This is a genomic window from Rhodoferax sp., assembly GCF_028714215.1.
Classification (GTDB): domain Bacteria; phylum Pseudomonadota; class Gammaproteobacteria; order Burkholderiales; family Burkholderiaceae_C; genus Rhodoferax.
Genome location: NZ_JAQTMS010000021.1, coordinates 26194 through 45327 on the forward strand (window position 1 = coordinate 26194; position 19134 = coordinate 45327).

Consider the following 19134-nt stretch of genomic DNA (forward strand, 5'->3'; position numbering starts at 1 on the left):
GAGTGGATCAGAAGGGCAAAGTTCCCTGCGCAAACACCGCCGGCAGTTTCTTCGGCGCCTTGATGCGCAACTGCTTGTTGACATTCATGCGGCCAAACACCACCTCGATGTCGGCCGCCGTCACGCCAAACTGGGGCGCCAAAAACCGCACCATGTGGTCGGTCGCCTTGCCGCCCACCGGCGCGGCGGTAACGCTGACCTTGAGCTGCGTGCCCTTGGGCTTGCCGATGGCGTCCTTGCTGGCACTCGGCTTGCCCAGAATGTTGAGCACCAGCACATCGCCCTCCCAGGCAAAAAAGGAGTCGCCGGTGGCGTTCTTGACGTTTCCCCGGCTCATGGCGCAAAGCCCAGCACGACGCGGCGCGTGCTGGCGGACTTCTTTTCAATCTTGGTGACGATGACCGGCCCGATCTCCAGCGTGTTGGCGACATGGGTGCCACCGCAGGGCTGGAAGTCGATGAGGTCATCGTTGCCGATCCGTATGGTGCGAATCTTGCCGCTGCCGCGCGGCGGCTGCACCGACATGCTTTTCACCAGCGCCGGGTTGGCGTCCAGTTCGGCGTCCGTGATGGCGCCGACGGTGACCGGATGCGCTGCCGCCACCAGCCGCGCAATGCCGGCGCTCAACATCTCCTTGTCCAGCGCGTCGGTCATGTTGAAGTCCAGCCGCGCGTAGTCGGGCGTGATGGAGCAGCCGTTGACCAGTTGCGGCACCAGATGGCACAGCAGATGGGTAGTGGTGTGAAAGCGCATCAGGCGATGGCGCCGGACCCAGTCGATGCGGGCCGTCACGCTGTCGCCCACCGCCAGCCGGACACCGACGGGCGCCGGCGCCAGCAAATCCGCCAACACTTCGGCTGCCGGCAAATGACAAATATCGTGGTTGAAACTACCGTCCTGGGCCTTGCCCTTGCGGCTGTCGAGAATCGCGATCTGGCTGCCATCGGCCAGCACCAGGGAGCCCGTATCGCCGGCCTGTCCGCCGCCCAGCGGGTAAAAAACAGTGCGGTCCAGCACGATGCCCTGGGGCGTGATGGCGCTGACCGTGGCTGAGCATTCGGTCAGGTAGGCGTCAGTGCGAAAAAGGTCTTGTGTCATCCTTTGATAATACCGGCATGTCGCAAGCCGCTGCTGCCGCACCCTCGATCGTCCTGTGCACCCTGAATGCCAAGTACATCCACGCCTCGCTGGGCTTGCGCTATTTGCTGGCCAATATGGGTGATCTGCGCGCCAGCACGGTGCTGCGCGAATTCATCATCGCGCGGCAACCGCGGGAGATCGTTGAGGAGTTGCTGGCCGCGTTGGGAGAAGCTCAAAGCGGCGCGGCCCAGATCATCGGTTTGGGTGTCTACATCTGGAACGTGACGCAAACCACTGAAGTGGTGCGCTTGCTCAAAGCCCAGCGTCCTGGGATCAAAGTGGTTTTAGGCGGTCCCGAGGTCAGCCATGAAGTGGCGCAACAAGAGATCGTGCGCCTGGCCGACTTTGTCATCACCGGCTGGGGCGACCTGAGTTTTGCCAAACTGTGCCGCGCCCTGCTGCTGGGGCCGCAGCCCTTGATGAAGGTGATCACGGGCGAGCAGCCGCCACTCAGCCAGATTAGCCTGCCCTATACCGAGTACAGCGACGCCGATCTGGCGCACCGTCTGCTCTACGTCGAGGCCTCGCGCGGTTGCCCGTTCAAATGCGAGTTCTGTTTGAGCTCGCTGGACCAGACCGCCTGGGCTTTCGATCTTGACGAGTTTCTGGCGGCAATAAAGGTTTTGCATCAACGCGGCGCTCGCAACTTCAAGTTTGTCGACCGCACCTTCAATTTGAAAATCGACGCTTCGGTGCGCATCCTGCAGTTTTTCCTGGAGCGGCTGACAAGTGATTTGTTCCTGCATTTCGAAGTCGTTCCCGACCATCTGCCGGAGCGCCTGAAGACCCTGCTTGCGCAGTTTCCGCCCGGCACGCTGCAACTGGAGATCGGCATCCAGAGCTTTAACGTGCAAGTGCAGCAGCGCATCTCGCGCAAGCAGGACAACGCCAGCACCGAGGCCAATCTGCGCTGGCTGGTCACGGAGTCGCAGGCCCACTTGCACACCGATCTGATCTTCGGCCTGCCCGGCGAAACGCTGGAGAGTTTTGCCGCCGGTTTCGACCGCCTGGTCCGCCTGCGACCGCACGAAATCCAGTTGGGCATTTTGAAGCGTCTGCGTGGCACGCCCATTGCCCGCCACACGGCCGCATACGCCATGGTCTATGACGTCGGCCCTCCCTACACGGTGCGGCAAACCGGCGCGGTGGACGCCGCGACGCTGCAACGCTTTACCCGCTTGGCGCGCTACTGGGATCTGGTCGCCAATTCCGGGCGGTTCAAGCAAACCCTGTGTTTGTTGCTGGAGACGGATACCGACCCGCCAGCAGCATCACCGTTTTATGCTTTTCTCGCTTTTGCCGACTGGCTGTGGCAGCGCAGCGGCAAGACCAGCGGCCTGTCGCCCGAGGCGCTGGTGGATGCCTTGTTCGACTACCTCAGCGTCCATGGCAACTGGCCGGCGCAGACGGTGCAGCAAACCCTGCTGGCCGACTATGTCGCCAGCGGTGCCCGCGCCAGCCCGCGCTCGCTCCAAGGTCTGTTGCCGAAACCGGCAATGCCCAGAAGGCATGCCACCGGGACGCTGGCACCACGCCAACAACGGCATCTGTAGGCGCCCCTATACTCACCGCCTTTCCAATTCAATCACCTGCCATGCAAAACCTGCCCGCCTGCCCCGTCTGCTCGCTCGAGAACACCTACATCGATGGCGATAACTACGTCTGTCCCGATTGCGCGCACGAGTGGCCCCAGCATGCCGCCACCGACGAGGCCGAAGACGCCGACGGCGTCATCCGGGACGCCAACGGCAATCCGCTGGCCGATGGCGACGCGGTCATCCTGATCAAGGATCTGAAAGTCAAGGGCTCGTCCACCGTGCTCAAAAAAGGCACCAAGGTGAAAAGCATCAAGCTGAGCTCGGGCGATCACGAGGTCGATTGCAAAATGGACGGTGGCAGCTTCATGCTGAAGGCCTGCTTTCTGAAAAAAGCCTGAATTGCCCCACGGCCAGGCTGTTGGCCCGGGCACCCCGGCAGGCTCTAAGATAGCGCCATGACAACCCCAACCAGATTCTGGGCCGACCTGTCCACGCAGGACTTCGCCCAACTGCTCGGCAGCGGCCAGGCAGCGCAGACCATTGCCGTGCTGCCGGTCGCGGCCACCGAACAGCATGGCCCGCATTTGCCCCTGAGCGTGGATACGCTGCTGGTGGACGGTGTGGTGGCGGCGGCGCTGCCGCATCTGGCGCCGGACTTGAAGGTGTTGTTTCTGCCGACCCAAGCGGTGGGCCTGAGCCCCGAGCACGCCGCCTTTCCCGGCACGCTGACGCTCAAGGCCGAGACCATTCTGCGGCTGTGGACCGATCTTGGCGAATCGGTGGCGGCGGCGGGCATCAGGAAGCTGCTGCTGTTCAATTCGCACGGCGGCCAGGTCAGCGTGATGGACCTGGTGGCGCGCGATCTGCGGGCACGGCTCGATCTGCTGGTGTACAGCGCCAGCTGGTTCAATCTGCCGCTGCGGGATGCCAAGGGCCAGGATGTCAACGCACTGTTCAGTGCCGACGAACAGCGTTTCGGCATCCATGCGGGCGACATCGAGACTTCCATGATGCTGGCACTGGACCCGGCCCGCGTGGACATGGCACAAGCGCAAAACTTTGCCTCGACTTCGCAAGACCGGGCGCATAAGTTCGACATTCTGGGCAACGGCAAGAGCGCCAAGCTGGGTTGGCAGATGCAGGACTACAACCCGGCCGGCGCGGTCGGCAACGCCGCCGCCGCCAGCGCTGACAAAGGACGGGCTGTGCTGGAGGCGGCAGGGCTAAGCCTGGCCAGGCTGCTGGCCGAAATTGACCAGTTGCCCTTAAGCACCCTGGTGGCAAGACCCGCACCCGCTTCGCACTAGCGCTATGACCCCCACGCTCTTCACTGCGTGTAATTCGCTGCCCCCCGAGGGGGCTCGCCTTGCTTGGGGCGGCCCGGCGCTGCGGCGCCCGTAACCTTAGGCCGCATGTTTGCGCCCTTTGATCTTCTGGCCCTGGGGGCCGCTGCCTGCTGGGCTGTCGGCAGCCTGCTCTCGGTGTCGCCGTCGCGGCATCTGGGCGCGTTTGCCTTCACCCGCTGGCGCATGCTGATGGTGGCGTTGATGCTGTGGGCCGTGACGCTGGTGAGCGGCGGCTGGCGCACTTTTCCGCTGGAGTCCTGGGGCATGATGGCCCTCAGTGGCCTGGTCGGCATCTTCGTCGGCGACACCGCCTTGTTTGCCGCCATGAACCGGCTCGGGCCGCGCCGCTCGGGCGTGCTGTTCGCCACCCATGCCATGTTCAGCGCGCTGCTGGGCTTCTGGCTGCTGGGCGAGCGCATGAGCTTGCAAGCCGCGGCGGGCGCCGGTCTGACCATGATGGGCGTCATGACCGCCATCCTGCTGGGCCGGCGCAAGGAGGAAAGCCACGAATGGGAGTCCGACCGGGGCCATGTCGGCACCGGCGTGGCGCTGGGTTTGCTGGCCGCCCTGTGCCAAGCCGTCGGTTCGCTGATTGCCAAACCGGTGATGAGCGCCGACGTCGATCCGATTGCCGCCTCGGCGGTGCGGGTGTCGGTGGCCTGCTTGGCTCACTTCATCCTGCTGTGGTCAGGCCTCCCGGTGACGCACGCGCAGCAGGCGCCGACGCTGCGCGTGCTGGCACAAACCGCGCTCAATGGCTTCATCGCCATGGGCGTCGGCATGACGCTGGTTTTGCTGGCGCTAAAAAAAGGCGATGTCGGCATGGTCGCCATTTTGTCTTCGGTCTCGCCGGTGCTGGTACTGCCCTTGTTGTGGCTGCGCCTGGGCCGCGCGCCAGCGCTGGGCGCCTGGCTGGGGGCCGGTCTGACCGTGCTCGGGACGACGCTGCTCCTGCTGCGCTAGCAGCCGGCTGGCACAGCCATTGCTTACGGTGTGGGGCATGCACATCGACGCCCAACAGCTTTTGACATCGCCCAACGCGCCGACCGAGCAGGTTTGGCAGAACCAGCTTGCCTTGTTGCTGGAGTCCACCGGCGAAGGCATCTTTGGCATCGACATGGAGGGCCACTGCACCTTCATCAACCACGCCGGGGCGCGCATGCTGGGCTGGGCGCCGTCGCAGGTGCTGGGGCGCAACATGCACTACCTGACGCACCACTCGCATCCGGACGGCAGCCACTATGCCGTCGATGAATGTCCGATTTTCAACGCCTTTCGCGCGGCGCAGCCCTGCCGCATCGACTCCGAGGTGTTTTGGCGCCGCGACGGCAGTGCTTTCGCGGTGGAGTACTCCAGCCACCCGATTCTGCAGGCGGCCCAGGTGCGCGGCGCGGTGGTCACCTTTGTCGACATCACCGAGCGCAAGCGTGCCGCCGATACCTTGCGGCAAGTCAATGCCGAGCTGGCGCATGCCAACCACCGATTGGCCCTGGCCAACGATGAACTGGAGCAGCGCGTGGGCGAACGCACGCAGGAACTGTCGGCCGCGCTGGGCCAGTTGCGTGAACTGGCGGCCTATTCCGAGAAGATACGCGAGGACGAGCGCACCCGCATTGCCCGCGAGGTACATGACGAGCTGGGCAGCCTGCTGGTGGCGCTCAAGATGGATGTGAACTGGATCGACAAACGCCTGGGCGAGCAGCGCCAGCGCGCGCCGCAGGAGGCCGAGGTGATGCGAGAGCGCCTGCGCGCCAAGTGCCAGAACATGAGCCGACTGATCGAGGCCGCGGTCGATAACGTGGGGCGCATCATCACCGACCTGCGCCCCAGCATCCTGGACCATCAAGGCTTGTGGGCGGCGCTCGAATGGCAGGCGCATGAGTTTGCGCAATCGGCCGAGCTGGTGCTGGACTGGGACATGCGGGGCACCGAAGCAGTCGAGTTGCCGGAGCCAGTGGCGATGGCGGTGTTCCGCATTTTTCAGGAAATGCTCAGCAACGTGGGGCGGCACGCCCGTGCCAGCGAACTTGTCTTGCGCATCCGGGTCGAGGCCGGCGCCCTGACGGTGGCGGTGCAGGACAACGGTTGTGGCGCAGCGGCCGAGTCGTTTGAAGCGCCTACTGCCTATGGTGTGATGGGCATGCGCGAACGGGCCCGCCATTTTGGCGGCGAGCTTGAAATTTCAAGCCAGATCGGCTCCGGGTCGCTCTTCAAGCTGCGCCTGCCGCTGCGCAATATTTGGAGCTTGTCATGATCAGGGTGCTGATTGGCGATGACCATCGCATCGTGCGCGAGGGACTCAAGCAGGTGCTGGCCGATGCACCAGATGTGGGCGTGCTGGCGGAAGCGCAGAGCGGGCCGGAGGTGCTGGAGCGGGTTGCCGCGTTGGGCGGCGCCAGCGGGCTGGACCTGGTGCTGCTGGACATCGCCATGCCGGGCCGGGATGGCCTGGAAGTGCTGCAGATCCTGCGCCGCGAGCATCCCACGCTGCCGGTCTTGATGCTCAGTACCTATCCGGAGAATCAGTACGCGGTGCGTTGCATCAGGCTCGGTTCCGGCGGCTATCTCAACAAGGGCGCGGACCCGGATGACATGCTGGCGGCGGTGCGCAAGGTAGCCGCCGGTGGCATGTACGTCACCGCCGCCACGGCAGAGGCGCTGGCCACTGCCGTCGGTGGTGTGGCGGTCAGATCGGGCGCCGCAGCACTGGCGGGTGCTCGCGGCGTGGACGCCTTGTCGCACCGCGAGCATCAGGTGTTTCGTCTGTTGACGGCGGGGCGCACGGTGAGCGAAATTGGTGCGCAACTCAAGCTGGCACCGAATACCGTGAGCACTTACCGGGCCCGCATCCTGGAAAAGACCGGTGCCAAAAACGATGTCGAACTGGCGCTTTACGCCGAGCGGCTGGGCCGCGTCGGCCCCCAGACCTGATTGACGCGCCGGCGTGTAGGGTTGGCCCTACAGCCTGTCATCCAGCTTGCCGCGAATTTCCGTGAGTAGCCGGTCAGCACCCCAAGTTGGCCCGACCTTTGCATCGGCGAAGGCATCCAATCTTTAGAGATGCCGCCATGACCACTTACTTCGATCCCTACAACGCCGACCGCCCACTCCTGCTCAAGTGCAGTTGCGGCAAGGACCACACCGTGGCCCAGCACCAGCAAGAAGCGTCTGCCGCCAGCGCCACGGCCGAGCTCAAACGGCGCAGCCTGAGCAGCGCGTTCGAGGCCTATTCCAATGAATTCATTGAAGCCACGCTGGTCAAGGCGCTCTTTCCGCAAGACCAGATGCGTCGCCGCTTTCTGCGCGCTGTCGGCAAGAGCACGGCGATGGCCGCCATCGCCAGCGTGCTGCCGCTGACCAGTCTGCAGGCAATGGCACAGGACAAAGGAGCGCTGGAGAAGACCAAGCTCAAAATAGGTTTCATCCCTATCACCTGCGCCACGCCGCTGATCATGGCGCATCCGCTGGGCTTCTATCAAAAGCAGGGGCTCGATGTGGAAGTGGTCAAGACGGCGGGCTGGGCCCTGATCCGCGACAAGATGATCAACCAGGAGTACGACGCCACGCACTTGCTGTCGCCGATGCCGCTGGCCATGTCGATGGGCGTCGGCTCGAATCCGGTGGCCATGAATGTGGCGACGATCCAGAACACCAATGGGCAGGCCATCACCCTGGCCAACAAGCACAAGGACAAGCGCGACCCGAGGCAGTGGAAGGGCTTCAAATTCGCCGTCCCGTTCGAGTTCAGCATGCACAACTTCCTGCTGCGCTATTACGTGGCGGAGGCCGGGCTCAACCCCGATACCGACATCCAGATCCGGGTCGTGCCGCCGCCTGAAATGGTGGCCAATCTGCGCGCCGGCAACATCGACGGCTACCTCGGTCCAGACCCGTTCAACCAGCGCGCGGTGTACGAGGAAATCGGCTTTCTGCACCTGCTGACCAAGGACCTGTGGAACGGCCACCCCTGCTGCGCCTTTGGCACCAGCACGGCGTTCATTCAGAAGAACCCCAACACTTTTGCCGCCCTGTACCGCGCGGTGCTGACCGCCGCGGCGATGGCGCGCGAACCGAAGAACCGCGAGCTGATCGCCAAGGTGATCGCTCCGGCGCAGTACCTGAACCAGCCCGAGACCGTGCTGACCCAGGTGTTGACCGGCAAGTTTGCCGATGGCCTGGGCAACATCCGGAATGTGCCGGATCGGGCCGACTTCGACCCCATTCCGTGGCAGAGCATGGCGGTCTGGATGCTGACGCAAATGCAGCGCTGGGGTTACATCAAGGGCGATGTCAACTACAAACAGATTGCCGAAAAGGTATTCCTGCTGACCGACGCCAAAAAGCACATGAAGTCGCTGGAGCAGAAAGTGCCGGACGGTGCCTACCCCAAGTTCAAAATCATGGGTCGCGAGTTCGATGCCGCGAAGGCCGCCGAGTACGGCAAGAGCTTTGTCATTCGCAAGGTGGCCTGAAATGGCGCTCTGGAAGACACTGGGCTTTCGCGCGGGACTGGTCTCGGCCCTGGTGCTGGCCTTGTTCCTGGGCGCCTGGCACCTTGCCACGCTCTCCTCCGGTGCGCCGGCGCAGGCGGCCGGGCTGAGTGCCGAGCAGATCGAGTATCAGAAGATGCTGGGCAAGGAGCCTGGCTCGGCCAAGGCGGTGGGCTTTCCGACGCTGACGCAGATGGGGCAGACCATCGTCAAGCACGCCAGCCATCCGTTCTACGACAACGGACCCAACGACAAAGGCATCGCCATCCAGTTGGGCCATTCGCTGGCTCGGGTGGGCCTGGGCTTTTTGCTGGCCTGCTTGGTGGCGATACCGCTGGGTTTTGTGATCGGTATGTCGCCACTGCTGCGCCGCGCGCTGGACCCGTTTATCCAGGTGCTCAAACCGATCTCGCCGCTGGCCTGGATGCCGCTGGCGCTCTACACCATCAAGGACTCGTCGGTGTCGGGCATCTTCGTCATCTTCATCTGCTCGATCTGGCCGATGCTGATCAATACCGCTTTCGGCGTCGCCTCGGTCAAGCGCGAGTGGCTCAACGTGGCCAGCACGCTGGAGGTCAAGCCTTTGCGCCGCGCCTTCCTGGTGATACTGCCGGCCGCGGCGCCCACCATCCTGACCGGCATGCGCATCAGCATGGGCATTGCCTGGCTGGTGATCGTGGCGGCCGAGATGCTGGTCGGCGGCACCGGCATCGGCTACTTTGTCTGGAACGAATGGAACAACTTGTCGCTGACCAATGTGATCTTTGCCATCGTCATGATCGGCATCGTCGGCATGTTGCTGGACCTGCTGTTCGCCCAGGCGCAAAAGGCGGTGACCTATGTGGAGTGAGATTTCCGCACGCCCCCTGACCGCGCCATTTGTAACCACGGCCCCCACGCTCGGCACTTCGTGTCCTCCCTGCCCCCCAGAGGGGGCTGATCCGTCTTGGGGCGGCCCGGCGCCGGATCCACTTCATGGAAAGACCCACAACGTGGATGCCTTACTCAAGATTGAAGGGCTGAGCAAGGCTTTTGTGCCGGCCAGGCCGGTGTTTGCCGACGTCAGCTTTACGCTGGAGCGCGGCGAATTTGTCTGCATCATCGGCCACTCGGGCTGCGGCAAAACCACCATCCTCAACGTGCTGGCCGGGCTCGACAGCGCCAGCTCCGGCAACGTCTTCATGGATGGGCGTGAAGTCGTCGGGCCGAGCCTGGAGCGCGGCGTGGTGTTCCAAAGCCACGCGCTGCTGCCCTGGCTCACAGTGCGCCAGAACATTGGCTTTGCCGTGAAATCGCGCTGGCCCGATTGGGGCAAGGCCGAGGTCAATGCCCAGGTTGAGAAATTTGTCGCCATGGTGGGGCTGAGCGCCGCCATCGACAAAAAGCCGGCACAGCTCTCGGGCGGCATGAAGCAGCGTGTCGGCATTGCGCGCGCCTTTTCCATCAGCCCGAAGATGCTGCTGCTCGACGAACCCTTTGGTGCGCTCGACGCGTTGACCCGCGGCACCATCCAGGATGAGCTGATGGGCATCGTGCGCCAAACCCAGCAGACCGTGTTCATGATCACGCACGACGTCGACGAAGCCATTTTGCTGGCGGACCGGATTCTGTTGATGAGCAATGGCAATGAGAGCGCCGCCGGTTACGTGCCGGGCGGCATTGCCGAGGTGGTGCTCAACCCCTTGCCGCGTGACCGTGTGCGCGCCAGCCTGCACCATCTGGACGGCTACTACGAGCTGCGCAATCACATCGTCGATTTTCTGGTCTCGCGTGCCATCGCGCATTAAGGGATGTGGAAATTACAAAGTACCAAAACCACTGCCTGTCATTGCGGACTCGATCCGCAATCCAGTGCACCCGATTGCATGGATGCCGGATCAAGTCCGGCATGACAAAGGTGCTTCAGCATTTGCATGCTCCTTAAAACCTTTTTCTCATCATTTTCAACTCAACTTAAATCATGGAGTCAATATGAACCGCCTGGAAGTCACAGAAAAAATCATCAGCACCAAAGTCTCCAAGGGCATCAAATGGGAAGACGTTGCCAAGAAAGTGGGGCTCTCCAAGGAGTGGGTCACGGCCGCCTGCCTGGGCCAGATGACCTTCGACGAGAAACAGGCCAGGATCGTTGGCAAGATTTTCGGCCTGACGGTGGAAGAGCAAAAGTGGTTGCAGGTGGTACCCTACAAAGGCTCGCTGCCGACGTCGGTGCCGACCGATCCACTGATCTACCGCTGGTATGAGATCGTCAACGTCTACGGCAGCACCATCAAGGAATTGATTCATGAGGAGTTCGGCGACGGCATCATGAGCGCCATCGACTTCTCCATGGACATCCAGCGCCAGAGCGACCCCAAGGGCGACCGCGTCAACGTGGTCTTGTCAGGCAAGTTTTTGCCCTACAAGCCGTACTGATCCGCAAGCAAGCGATTTCCCGGCGAAGCACCGCCCCAGTCCGTCACCAGCCAACCACGGCGCCGTCAGTGCGCGGCTCAGTGCCACCGCACAGCACCCCCGCTTTGTCACGCCAGATGATCTGGCCACGGCCGAAAGCGAGCCGGTTGTTCTGCCAGTTGACCTCGTGCCCGCGCGCGGCCAGGCCGCGAAACAGATGTTCCCCGGTGCTGTGTTCGATGTTGACCGTTTGGCCTTTTTCCCACTCCCAGCGCGGCGCATCCAGCGCCGCTTGCGGATTCAAGTGGAAATCGACCGTGTTCATCACCATCTGGACATGGCCTTGCGGCTGCATGAAGCCGCCCATGACACCGAACGGTCCCACCGGTACGCCGCCGTGCGTCAGGAAGCCCGGGATGATGGTGTGATAGGGGCGTTTGCCGGGCGCGATGCAATTGGGATGCGCGTCATCGAGCGAGAAATTATTGCCCCGGTTGTGCAGCGCGATGCCGGTGCCCGGCACCACCAGGCCGCTGCCAAAGCCCATGTAGTTGCTTTGGATCAGCGACACCATATTGCCCTCGGCGTCGGCCGTGCTCAGATAGACCGTGCCGCCGCGCGCCGGCGTGCCCGGCAGCGGCAGGGACGCCGACTCGCCGATCAGCGCACGCCGCTCGTCGGCATAAGCGTCCGACAGCAGGTCAGCCACCGACACCCGCATGTGCCGCGGATCGGCGATGTGCGCCTGGCCGTCGGCAAAAGCCAGCTTGATGGCCTCGATCTGGCGATGGTAGGTCAGCACCGTGTCGCGCTCGGAAAAATCGAAACCCTTGAGCAGGTTCAAGGCGATCAACGCCACCAAGCCATGGCCGTTGGGCGGAATTTCCCAGACGTCGAAACCACGGTAGTTGACGCTGATCGGATCCACCCACTGGACCTCATAGGCTGCCAGGTCGGCGGCGCTGAGGTGTCCGCCGGCGCCCTGCACGCAAGCCGCGATGCGCTCTGCCAGGGCTCCGCGGTAAAAGCTGGCGGCGCCGTCCTCGGCGATCGCCTGCAAGGTATCAGCGTGTCCCGCCAGGCGCTGGATTTCACCGGCCAGCGGCGCGCGCTCCGGCGCAAAAGTGTCGAACCAGGACTGGAAGTGCGCCTCCTTCAAATTGGCGCGAAACAGCTTGGTCGCCTGTTGCCAGGCGTAGGCCACCGAGGGCGACACCGGATAACCGTCGCGGGCGTAACGGATGGCCGGCGCCATCGACTGGGTCAATGGCAAGCGGCCGAAGCGCTGTGCCAGTGCCGCCCAGGCCGCCGGTGTGCCGGGTACTGTCACCGGCAGCGCTCCGTATTTCGGCATGACGCTGTGGCCCAGTTGGCGCAGGCTCTGCGCCGTGCTGGCGGCGGCGGCTGGGCCGCTGGCGTTCAGGCCATGCAACTTGCCGCCGTGCCAGACCAGGGCAAAGGCGTCGCCACCGATGCCGTTGGCGCTGGGCTCCAGCACCGTCAAGGCCGCCGCGGTGGCAACGGCGGCATCGATGGCATTGCCACCGGCCTGCAATACCTGCAAGCCGGCTTGAGCGGCAAGAGGCTGCGAGGTCGCGACCATGCCGCGCTGCGCATAGACCACGTTGCGGTGCGATGGATAAGGATAATTTTGGGCATCAAAGGACAGCATGGGATGGGGCATAGTTATTTGTGGCGTGGATCGAGCGCGTCGCGTAAGCCGTCGCCCAGGAGGTTGAATGATAAAACAAGAAGAAAGATCGACAGGCCCGGCCAGATCGCCATCCAGGGCGCGTTGTCGACGTAATTCTTGGCTGTGTTGAGCATGCTGCCCCAGCTCGGTGCCGGCGGTTGCTGACCGAGTCCCAGGAAGGACAGGCTGGCCTCGGCAATCACGGCCGCCGCGATCGCCAGCGTCGACTGCACGATCAGGGGCGGCAGCACGTTGGGCAGCACGTGGCGCAAGGCAATACGCCAGTGCGGGTTGCCGACGGCGCGTGCCGCCTCGATATAGTCTTCGACCTTCACCGCCAGCACCTGGGCCCGGGTCAGGCGGATGAACACCGGGGTGGCGGAGACGCCGATGGCCAGCATCGCATTGCTCAGGCTGGGGCCTAGAAAAGCCGCCAGCGCGATTGCCAGGATCAGGAACGGCACCGCCAGCATGGCATCGGTCAGGCGTGAAATCAGGCTGTCGGTCCAGCCGCCCAGATAGCCGGCCAGCAAGCCAATGGGAACCCCCAGCAGCATCGAGATGCAGACCGATACCAGCCCCGCCAGCAGCGATGCGCGGGCACCCCAGACGACCCGCGAGAGCACATCGCGCCCCAGTTCATCGGTGCCAAACAGGTAAGCGCTTGAGGGCGCTTTTCGCACCGCGCTCCAGCTGGTGGCCAGCGGGTCGTAGGGTGCGATCCAGGAGGCGCACACGGCGGTGAGGACAAACAGCAGCACGATCAGCAAACCCAGCATCGCACCGCGCCGGTGCACCAGGCGGCGCCAGGCGCGCCGCGCCGGCGATGCTTCGCGCGGTAAGGGGGTCGATTTGACAGCAGTGTTCATATGAATGCCGTGCGCCGCGCCGGGCCGCCCCAAGCAAGCACAGCCCCCTCGGGGGGCAGCGCAGTACACGAAGTGACAAGCGTGGGGGCCATGTCTTTAGCCTCGCAAGCGCGGATTGACGAAAAAGTAGGCCAGATCGGCCAGCAGGTTCAGCACGATGTAGACGGTCGAGGTGAACAGCACCACGCCTTGCACCACCGCATAGTCGCGGTTGAAGACGGCATCGACGATCAGTTTTCCGAAGCCCGGAATCGAGAACACCTGCTCGGTCAGCACCGCCCCCGACAGCAAGGTGCCGAACTCCAGCGCACCCAGCGTGATGATGGGCGTCAGCGCATTGCGCAGCGCGTGTTTCAGCACAACCTTGCGCTCGTCGAGCCCCTTGGCGCGGGCCGTGCGCACGTAGTCGGTATTGAGCACTTGCAGCATGGCGCTGCGGGTGTGACGCATCAGCACGGCGGCAATGGCATTGCCCAGCACGAAGGCCGGCATGATCATCGCCGCCAGATTGGCGCGCAAGTCCTCGAACGGGCTGACATAGCCGGACGCCGGCAGCCAGCCCAGCGACACCGAAAACAGCAGGATCATCAAGATGCCGAGCCAGAAGTTGGGCGTCGACAAGCCCCACAAGGCGACCAGGTTGGCGGCGTAATCCCACATCGAATCCTTGGCCACAGCCGAGATGATGCCGGCCGGAATGCCGATCAGCAAGGCGATCGCCATGGCCAGCGCCGCCAGTTCCAGGGTGACCGGTAATTTTTCCTTGATCAGTTGCAGTACCGGTTGCTGGATGCGCAGCGACTCACCCAGATCGCCCTGCAGCACGCCGCCAATCCAGTAGCCGTAACGCACCGGCAGCGCTTCATCGAGGTGCATTTTCTGGCGCAGATAGGCCACCACATTGGGGTCCTGATCCTCGCCGGCCAGAATCACCGCCGGGTCACCGGGCAGCAACTGCTGCAGGCAAAAGATGATGATGGAGACGAAGAAAATCGTCGGGATCACCGCCGCCAGGCGTTTGACGAAATAAGTAAGCATGGAGCGTCTTTAAGCGGGCTTCCTCACATCTTCAGGCCCTGCACCCGCATCAAGCCGTCCGGAATGGTGCGCACGCCGGTCAGCTTCTTGTTGTAAGCCCACAGCCATTTGCGGTGGTACATGTAAACGATCGGCCGGTCCTTCAGCACCTGGGCGGCGATCTGGTCGAACAGCTTGCCGCGCAGGGCCGGGTCCAGCGTGCTGCGCGATTTGGTCAGCAACTCATCGACCTCGGGCTTGCAGTAACCCGAATAGTTCAGCGGCTGCTTGCAGCCGTAGAAGCTGAACAGGTTGCCGTCCGGGTCGGCGCGGCCGCTCCAGTTCAGCAGGTAGGCCTCGAACTGCCCTTTGTCGGCCAGGTTCAGCGAGGTGGCAAATTCGGTCGACTGAATCTTGATGTCGAAGCCGGCTTCCTTCGCCATCGCCTGAATCACTTGCGCCACTTTCTGGCCGTCCGAGGTGGTAGGCGTCATCAGGGTAAAGCTGGGATTGGGCACGCCGGCTTCTTTCAGCAAGGCCTTGGCGCGTTCGATGTTGCGTTTCGGGATAGGGACGTTCTTGGCATAAAACGTGTTGGCCGGCGACAGCCACTGGTTACCGGCCTCGCCCTCACCATCGACCGCCACCTGGACGATGCCGCCGCGGTCGATCGAGAGTTCCAGCGCTTCACGCACACGGGGGTCGCGCCCCAGCGGATTTTTTTGCGCCATCTCGCTTTTGCCGGTGTTGATGGTGATGCCCTGGTAGCCCAGTTCGGTGATGCGCGCCACATTGAACCGGCTGTCGGACTTGAGTGCCGCGATGTCGGAAGAAGCCACCCGTTCGATGAAGTCGAGCTGGCCCGAGCGCAGGTTGGCCAGCCGCACGGTCGCGTCGACGATGGGCTGGTAAATCACCTTGTCGAAATGGATCGCGTCCTTGTTCCAGTAATTGGGGTAGCGCTCCAGCACGATGCGGTCCTGCGCTACCCGCTCGCTGAATTTGAAAGGTCCCGAGCAGACCGGCTTGGCGCCAAAATTGGGGTTGTCCTGCGCCGCCTTGGGCGAAACCATCATGCCGGCGCGGTCCGCCAGCACGCTGAGCAAGGGCGCAAACGGCGCCGTCAGGGTCAGCTTGGCGGTCAGCTCGTCGACCACTTCGACGCTGGTCACCGGCAGCAATTCGCCGCGCCGGTTCGACCCGGCCAGATTCTTGTGCCGCTCGATATTGAACTTGACGGCCGCCGCGTCGAACTTCTGGCCGTCGTGAAACGTCACGCCCGGACGCAGTTTCAAGGTCAGTACCTTGTTGTCCGGCGACCATTGGTAGGAAGTTGCCAGCTGCGGCACGATGGCCAGTTTTTCGTCGACGTCGAACAACTTGTCGCACAGCGAGGCAAACACGATGCGGCCGACAAAAGTGCGCGCCAGCGTCGGGTCCAGCACGTCCGGATCTTCGGCCAGACCGATGCGCAGCGTTTGCGCGCCGGCGCCGGCGGCGCTCAGCGCGGCGCTGACAGCCAGTGCCTGCACGAGGGTACGCACGAGCCGGCCAGTGGGTAAAGAAGTACGCATGGTGTTAATTCTCCTGGTGGTTGATGAGGAACACGCCGTGGCGCGCCCGCTGAAAAAAATGGGATCAGACATGCTGGGCCACCCTCGGCAAGAAGGCCGCCTGCAATTGCTCAAGCCGGCGATTGATCGGCGGCGCAGCGGCGTCAGCGCGCAGTGCCGCCGGCACTGCGATATCGCGCCAAAAGTGGCAGGCAACGCTGTGCCCGTCCAGCGCGCTGAGCAGCGGCACTTGGTCGGCGCAAAGTTGTTGTGCGTGCGGGCAGCGGGTGCGAAAGCGGCAGCCCGAGGGCGGCGCGATCGGATTGGGTACATCGCCCTGCAACAACACTGGCGAGCGTTCGCGCCCCGGCTCCGGCAGCGGAATGGCCGACAGCAGAGCCTGCGTGTAGGGATGGCGCGGCTGGGCAAACAAGCGCTCCTTGTCGGCGTATTCGACGATCTGGCCCAGGTACATCACGGCCACGTGCGAGGCGATGTGTTTGACCACCGCCAGGTCGTGCGCGATGAACACATAAGCCAGACCGAGCCGGCGCTGAATGTCCTGCAACAGATTGACCACCTGCGCCTGGATCGACACGTCCAGCGCCGATACTGGCTCGTCGCAAACGATCAGCCGCGGCTCCACCGCCAGCGCCCGGGCAATGCCGATGCGCTGGCGCTGGCCGCCGGAAAATTCATGCGGATAGCGTTGCAGGTAGTTGGGCGCCAGACCCACCAGGTCCAGCAACTCGGCGGCGCGCTCGTGCCGGCGTCCCAGCGCCAGACCATGCAGCAGCATCGGTTCGGTCAGGGTTTGCTCCACCGTCATGCGCGGATTGAGCGACGAATAAGGATCCTGAAAAATGATTTGCAGCGCACGCCGGCGCGCTCGCATGGCGGCCGGCGGCAAACTCATCAAATCCTCGCCATCGAGCCAGACCTGGCCGGAGGTGGCGTCCAGCAGGCGCAGCAGCAAGCGGCCGACGGTCGACTTGCCGCAACCCGACTCGCCCACCAAGGCCATGGTCTCGCCCGCTGCCAGCGTAAAACTGACACCGTCGACGGCGTGCACGACGCCGTCGCCGCGCCCGAACAGGCCGCGTGCCAGCGGGAAGTGCTTGACCAGATGCTCGGCCCGCAGCAGCGGCTCGGGCACCGGCACAGTGGTGACGGTATCGGGGTTGGGCGCGGCGCTCATAGTTGCCCCCACGCTCGGCACTGCGTGTCCTCGCTGTACAGGTCGCTGCCAGAGGCAACGACTCTTCTGCCCGTCCCACCCTGCGCAGGCAGGCTGGGAGCCACGGGCATCAGCCCCAGGGGGGCGCGAGCTTGCTTGGGGCGGCCCGGCGCGGCGCTCATGCTCTCTCCTCCCAAGGCAGGGGCGCTTTCCAGCAGGCCGCAAAATGCCCTTCAACCAGTTCGGTCAGGGGCGGTGCGGCAGCCTCGCAGCGGGCCTCGGCAAACGGGCAACGCGGGGCGAAACGGCAGCCCGCCATGACCGTCATCGGTGTCGGCACCTGGCCTTCAATGGCGGCGAGCCGGCTTTGCTTCAGATGCAGTTTCGGGATCGAGCCCAGCAGGCCGATCGTATAAGGATGCTGCGGCTCGGCGAACAGGCGCTCGACGCTGGCGCGCTCGACCACGCGGCCGGCGTACATCACCACCACTTCATCCGCCAATTCGGCGATCACGCCCAGGTCGTGCGTGATCAGCATGATGGCGGCACCGGTGTCGGCGCGCAGGCTGCGCATCAGGTCCAGCACCTGCGCCTGGATCGTCACGTCCAGCGCGGTGGTGGGCTCGTCGGCGATCAGCAATTGCGGCTCGCAGGCCAGCGCCATGGCGATCATGACGCGCTGGCGCATGCCGCCGGAGAGCTTGTGCGGATACGCGTCCATGCGCTGCTCGGGCGACGGGATGCGCACCTTGCGCAGCATCTCGATGGCGTGTTGGCGGGCCGCCGCCTGGCTCAGGTCGCGATGGCAGCGGATGGCTTCAATCAACTGGTCGCCGATGGTGAAGGCCGGGTTCAGCGACGTCATGGGCTCCTGAAAAATCATCGCCATGCGGTCGCCGCGCAAGGCGCGCATGGCGGCCGCCGGCAGCTGCACCAGATCGGCGCCGTCGAACTTGATGGATCCGCCGGCGATGCGGCCCTGGCCCTTGGGCAACAAGCCCATGATGGACAGCGAGGTGACGCTCTTGCCGCAGCCGGACTCGCCCACAATGCCCAGTGTGCGACCGGCCTGGACCGAAAAGCTGACACCGTCGACGGCCGTGAACTCGCCGCCGTCGACCTTGAAGCAAGTCGTCAAATCCCGCACCTCCAGCAATGCGCTCATGCAGGCGTCTTTCCGGTTGATTGGCGCGCCGCCTGGAAAGCAGCGATCCGCGCGTCGATCTGGCTACGATCCAGGATGCCCGCCGGCAACTCGCGGCTGGGCAGGCAGGTCAGGAAAGGCTGAAAGCGTTCCAGACTGACCTGGTACAGACGGCGCAGCTCGATCAGGGGCTCCGGGTGATCGTCGACCCGCATGTCGAGTGCTGGGTAATCCTGCCCGCTGTAGATCAGCAGCGCCGCGCTTTGCTTGCCGCGTTTGTCGCCGCCGGCCGCTTCGCCGGCCGCCAGTGCGCCCATCAGCCGTTCGGCAAAGGGCAGCTCAGGATGGGCGGCGTAGGCATCGGCGCTGGCCTCTACCACTTGCGGACCGGCCAGCATATTGCCGGCGACCGAGAAGCCGTCGCGCAACGTATGGCCACACCAGCCAATGCAGCCGGCCCCGGTGTACGCGGCGCCGCGACCCAGCGCATCAATCATGTGAAATTGGCGTTGCGCGCGGCCGCCGTCGCCGGCCATGATTTCCGCCAGCAATTCGGCCGGCTCGCGCTGCTGCGCCATGCCTTGCAGGGCCGGCGCGGCCAGCAGCGGGTTGACCAAAGCCTGCGTGGCCAGCGCGCCGACACCGCTACTGGCGTGCGGACACAAGGCGCCGACGGCGAAGAACTTGCTCGCGATGGCGATGCCCAAAGCACCGGAACTGTCACGCGCAACGATAGACCAGGTCATGCACAATCCTCAAAAATAGGCGCGCCA

General features: G+C 64.0%; 19 protein-coding genes. 10 read left to right on the forward strand and 9 right to left on the reverse strand.

Features of this window, described 5'->3' with window-relative positions:
- Positions 1-7 precede the first annotated feature (7 nt).
- Together PHS32_RS11265 and PHS32_RS11270 are read right to left on the reverse strand one after the other, a co-directional pair.
- Positions 8-337 carry a DUF167 family protein gene (locus PHS32_RS11265; protein ID WP_301079056.1) on the reverse strand — a complete coding sequence of 110 codons (330 nt, stop codon included), beginning with the start codon at positions 335-337 and terminating at the stop codon, positions 8-10.
- The gene (locus PHS32_RS11270) at positions 334-1098 is read right to left on the reverse strand and encodes an alanyl-tRNA editing protein (RefSeq protein ID WP_301079057.1); all 765 of its coding nucleotides are present in this window, start codon (positions 1096-1098) and stop codon (positions 334-336) included. The genes PHS32_RS11265 and PHS32_RS11270 overlap by 4 nt, the downstream gene beginning before the upstream one ends.
- Before the next feature lie 17 nt (positions 1099-1115).
- On the opposite strand from PHS32_RS11270, the gene PHS32_RS11275 reads away from it, so the two are divergent.
- The 10 genes from PHS32_RS11275 (at position 1116) to cynS (ending at position 10929) form a co-directional block, all read left to right on the forward strand.
- The gene (locus PHS32_RS11275; protein ID WP_301079117.1) at positions 1116-2693 is read left to right on the forward strand and encodes a DUF4080 domain-containing protein; all 1578 of its coding nucleotides are present in this window, start codon (positions 1116-1118) and stop codon (positions 2691-2693) included.
- Between the two features lie 41 nt (positions 2694-2734).
- Positions 2735-3076, forward strand: coding sequence for a zinc ribbon domain-containing protein YjdM (locus tag PHS32_RS11280; protein WP_301079058.1), 342 nt, complete (start codon positions 2735-2737; stop codon positions 3074-3076).
- A gap of 57 nt (positions 3077-3133) precedes the next feature.
- Positions 3134-3985 carry a creatininase family protein gene (locus tag PHS32_RS11285; protein WP_301079059.1) on the forward strand — a complete coding sequence of 284 codons (852 nt, stop codon included), beginning with the start codon at positions 3134-3136 and terminating at the stop codon, positions 3983-3985.
- Positions 3986-4090: 105 nt separating this feature from the next.
- The gene (locus tag PHS32_RS11290; protein WP_301079060.1) at positions 4091-4987 is read left to right on the forward strand and encodes a DMT family transporter; all 897 of its coding nucleotides are present in this window, start codon (positions 4091-4093) and stop codon (positions 4985-4987) included.
- A 37-nt stretch (positions 4988-5024) separates the two neighbouring features.
- Complete coding sequence (locus PHS32_RS11295; RefSeq protein WP_301079061.1) at positions 5025-6278, forward strand: PAS domain-containing sensor histidine kinase; 1254 nt, start codon at positions 5025-5027, stop codon at positions 6276-6278.
- On the forward strand, positions 6275-6955 hold the full coding sequence (locus PHS32_RS11300) for a response regulator transcription factor (protein WP_301079062.1): 681 nt from the start codon (positions 6275-6277) through the stop codon (positions 6953-6955). The genes PHS32_RS11295 and PHS32_RS11300 overlap by 4 nt, the downstream gene beginning before the upstream one ends.
- Before the next feature lie 137 nt (positions 6956-7092).
- A complete protein-coding gene (locus PHS32_RS11305; protein WP_301079063.1) occupies positions 7093-8496 on the forward strand; it encodes a CmpA/NrtA family ABC transporter substrate-binding protein in 1404 nt (467 codons plus the stop codon).
- 1 nt (position 8497) lies between these two features.
- Positions 8498-9364: a nitrate ABC transporter permease gene (ntrB, locus tag PHS32_RS11310; RefSeq protein ID WP_301079064.1), complete on the forward strand. Its 867-nt coding sequence runs from the start codon at positions 8498-8500 to the stop codon at positions 9362-9364.
- A gap of 142 nt (positions 9365-9506) precedes the next feature.
- The gene (locus tag PHS32_RS11315; RefSeq protein WP_301079065.1) at positions 9507-10301 is read left to right on the forward strand and encodes an ABC transporter ATP-binding protein; all 795 of its coding nucleotides are present in this window, start codon (positions 9507-9509) and stop codon (positions 10299-10301) included.
- Positions 10302-10485: 184 nt separating this feature from the next.
- The gene (gene cynS, locus PHS32_RS11320; protein WP_301079066.1) at positions 10486-10929 is read left to right on the forward strand and encodes a cyanase; all 444 of its coding nucleotides are present in this window, start codon (positions 10486-10488) and stop codon (positions 10927-10929) included.
- 43 nt (positions 10930-10972) lie between these two features.
- Here cynS and PHS32_RS11325 read toward each other — a convergent pair whose 3' ends face one another.
- From PHS32_RS11325 to PHS32_RS11355, 7 genes are all read right to left on the reverse strand, one after another.
- Entirely contained in the window at positions 10973-12580 is a 1608-nt protein-coding gene (locus tag PHS32_RS11325; protein ID WP_301079119.1) for a gamma-glutamyltransferase family protein, read from the reverse strand.
- A 14-nt stretch (positions 12581-12594) separates the two neighbouring features.
- The gene (locus PHS32_RS11330; protein WP_301079067.1) at positions 12595-13470 is read right to left on the reverse strand and encodes an ABC transporter permease; all 876 of its coding nucleotides are present in this window, start codon (positions 13468-13470) and stop codon (positions 12595-12597) included.
- Positions 13471-13566: 96 nt separating this feature from the next.
- Positions 13567-14508 carry an ABC transporter permease gene (locus tag PHS32_RS11335; protein ID WP_301079068.1) on the reverse strand — a complete coding sequence of 314 codons (942 nt, stop codon included), beginning with the start codon at positions 14506-14508 and terminating at the stop codon, positions 13567-13569.
- Positions 14509-14531: 23 nt separating this feature from the next.
- The gene (locus PHS32_RS11340; RefSeq protein ID WP_301079069.1) at positions 14532-16061 is read right to left on the reverse strand and encodes an ABC transporter substrate-binding protein; all 1530 of its coding nucleotides are present in this window, start codon (positions 16059-16061) and stop codon (positions 14532-14534) included.
- Positions 16062-16125: 64 nt separating this feature from the next.
- Positions 16126-17238 carry a dipeptide ABC transporter ATP-binding protein gene (locus PHS32_RS11345; protein ID WP_301079070.1) on the reverse strand — a complete coding sequence of 371 codons (1113 nt, stop codon included), beginning with the start codon at positions 17236-17238 and terminating at the stop codon, positions 16126-16128.
- A gap of 157 nt (positions 17239-17395) precedes the next feature.
- The gene (locus tag PHS32_RS11350) at positions 17396-18382 is read right to left on the reverse strand and encodes an ABC transporter ATP-binding protein (protein WP_301079071.1); all 987 of its coding nucleotides are present in this window, start codon (positions 18380-18382) and stop codon (positions 17396-17398) included.
- Positions 18379-19107, reverse strand: a complete 729-nt coding sequence (locus PHS32_RS11355; protein WP_301079072.1) for a DUF1028 domain-containing protein — start codon at positions 19105-19107, stop codon at positions 18379-18381. Before PHS32_RS11355 ends, PHS32_RS11350 begins: the two co-directional genes overlap by 4 nt.
- Positions 19108-19134: the final 27 nt, after the last annotated feature.

Coding starts and splice junctions, on each gene's coding strand:
- PHS32_RS11265 (WP_301079056.1), bottom strand. CDS start 337: ATGAGCCGGGGAAACGTCAAGAACGCCACCGGCGACTCCTTTTTTGCC.
- PHS32_RS11270 (WP_301079057.1), bottom strand. CDS start 1,098: ATGACACAAGACCTTTTTCGCACTGACGCCTACCTGACCGAATGCTCA.
- PHS32_RS11275 (WP_301079117.1), top strand. CDS start 1,116: ATGTCGCAAGCCGCTGCTGCCGCACCCTCGATCGTCCTGTGCACCCTG.
- PHS32_RS11280 (WP_301079058.1), top strand. CDS start 2,735: ATGCAAAACCTGCCCGCCTGCCCCGTCTGCTCGCTCGAGAACACCTAC.
- PHS32_RS11285 (WP_301079059.1), top strand. CDS start 3,134: ATGACAACCCCAACCAGATTCTGGGCCGACCTGTCCACGCAGGACTTC.
- PHS32_RS11290 (WP_301079060.1), top strand. CDS start 4,091: ATGTTTGCGCCCTTTGATCTTCTGGCCCTGGGGGCCGCTGCCTGCTGG.
- PHS32_RS11295 (WP_301079061.1), top strand. CDS start 5,025: ATGCACATCGACGCCCAACAGCTTTTGACATCGCCCAACGCGCCGACC.
- PHS32_RS11300 (WP_301079062.1), top strand. CDS start 6,275: ATGATCAGGGTGCTGATTGGCGATGACCATCGCATCGTGCGCGAGGGA.
- PHS32_RS11305 (WP_301079063.1), top strand. CDS start 7,093: ATGACCACTTACTTCGATCCCTACAACGCCGACCGCCCACTCCTGCTC.
- ntrB (WP_301079064.1), top strand. CDS start 8,498: ATGGCGCTCTGGAAGACACTGGGCTTTCGCGCGGGACTGGTCTCGGCC.
- cynS (WP_301079066.1), top strand. CDS start 10,486: ATGAACCGCCTGGAAGTCACAGAAAAAATCATCAGCACCAAAGTCTCC.
- PHS32_RS11325 (WP_301079119.1), bottom strand. CDS start 12,580: ATGCTGTCCTTTGATGCCCAAAATTATCCTTATCCATCGCACCGCAAC.
- PHS32_RS11330 (WP_301079067.1), bottom strand. CDS start 13,470: ATGAACACTGCTGTCAAATCGACCCCCTTACCGCGCGAAGCATCGCCG.
- PHS32_RS11335 (WP_301079068.1), bottom strand. CDS start 14,508: ATGCTTACTTATTTCGTCAAACGCCTGGCGGCGGTGATCCCGACGATT.
- PHS32_RS11340 (WP_301079069.1), bottom strand. CDS start 16,061: ATGCGTACTTCTTTACCCACTGGCCGGCTCGTGCGTACCCTCGTGCAG.
- PHS32_RS11345 (WP_301079070.1), bottom strand. CDS start 17,238: ATGAGCGCCGCGCCCAACCCCGATACCGTCACCACTGTGCCGGTGCCC.
- PHS32_RS11350 (WP_301079071.1), bottom strand. CDS start 18,382: ATGAGCGCATTGCTGGAGGTGCGGGATTTGACGACTTGCTTCAAGGTC.
- PHS32_RS11355 (WP_301079072.1), bottom strand. CDS start 19,107: ATGACCTGGTCTATCGTTGCGCGTGACAGTTCCGGTGCTTTGGGCATC.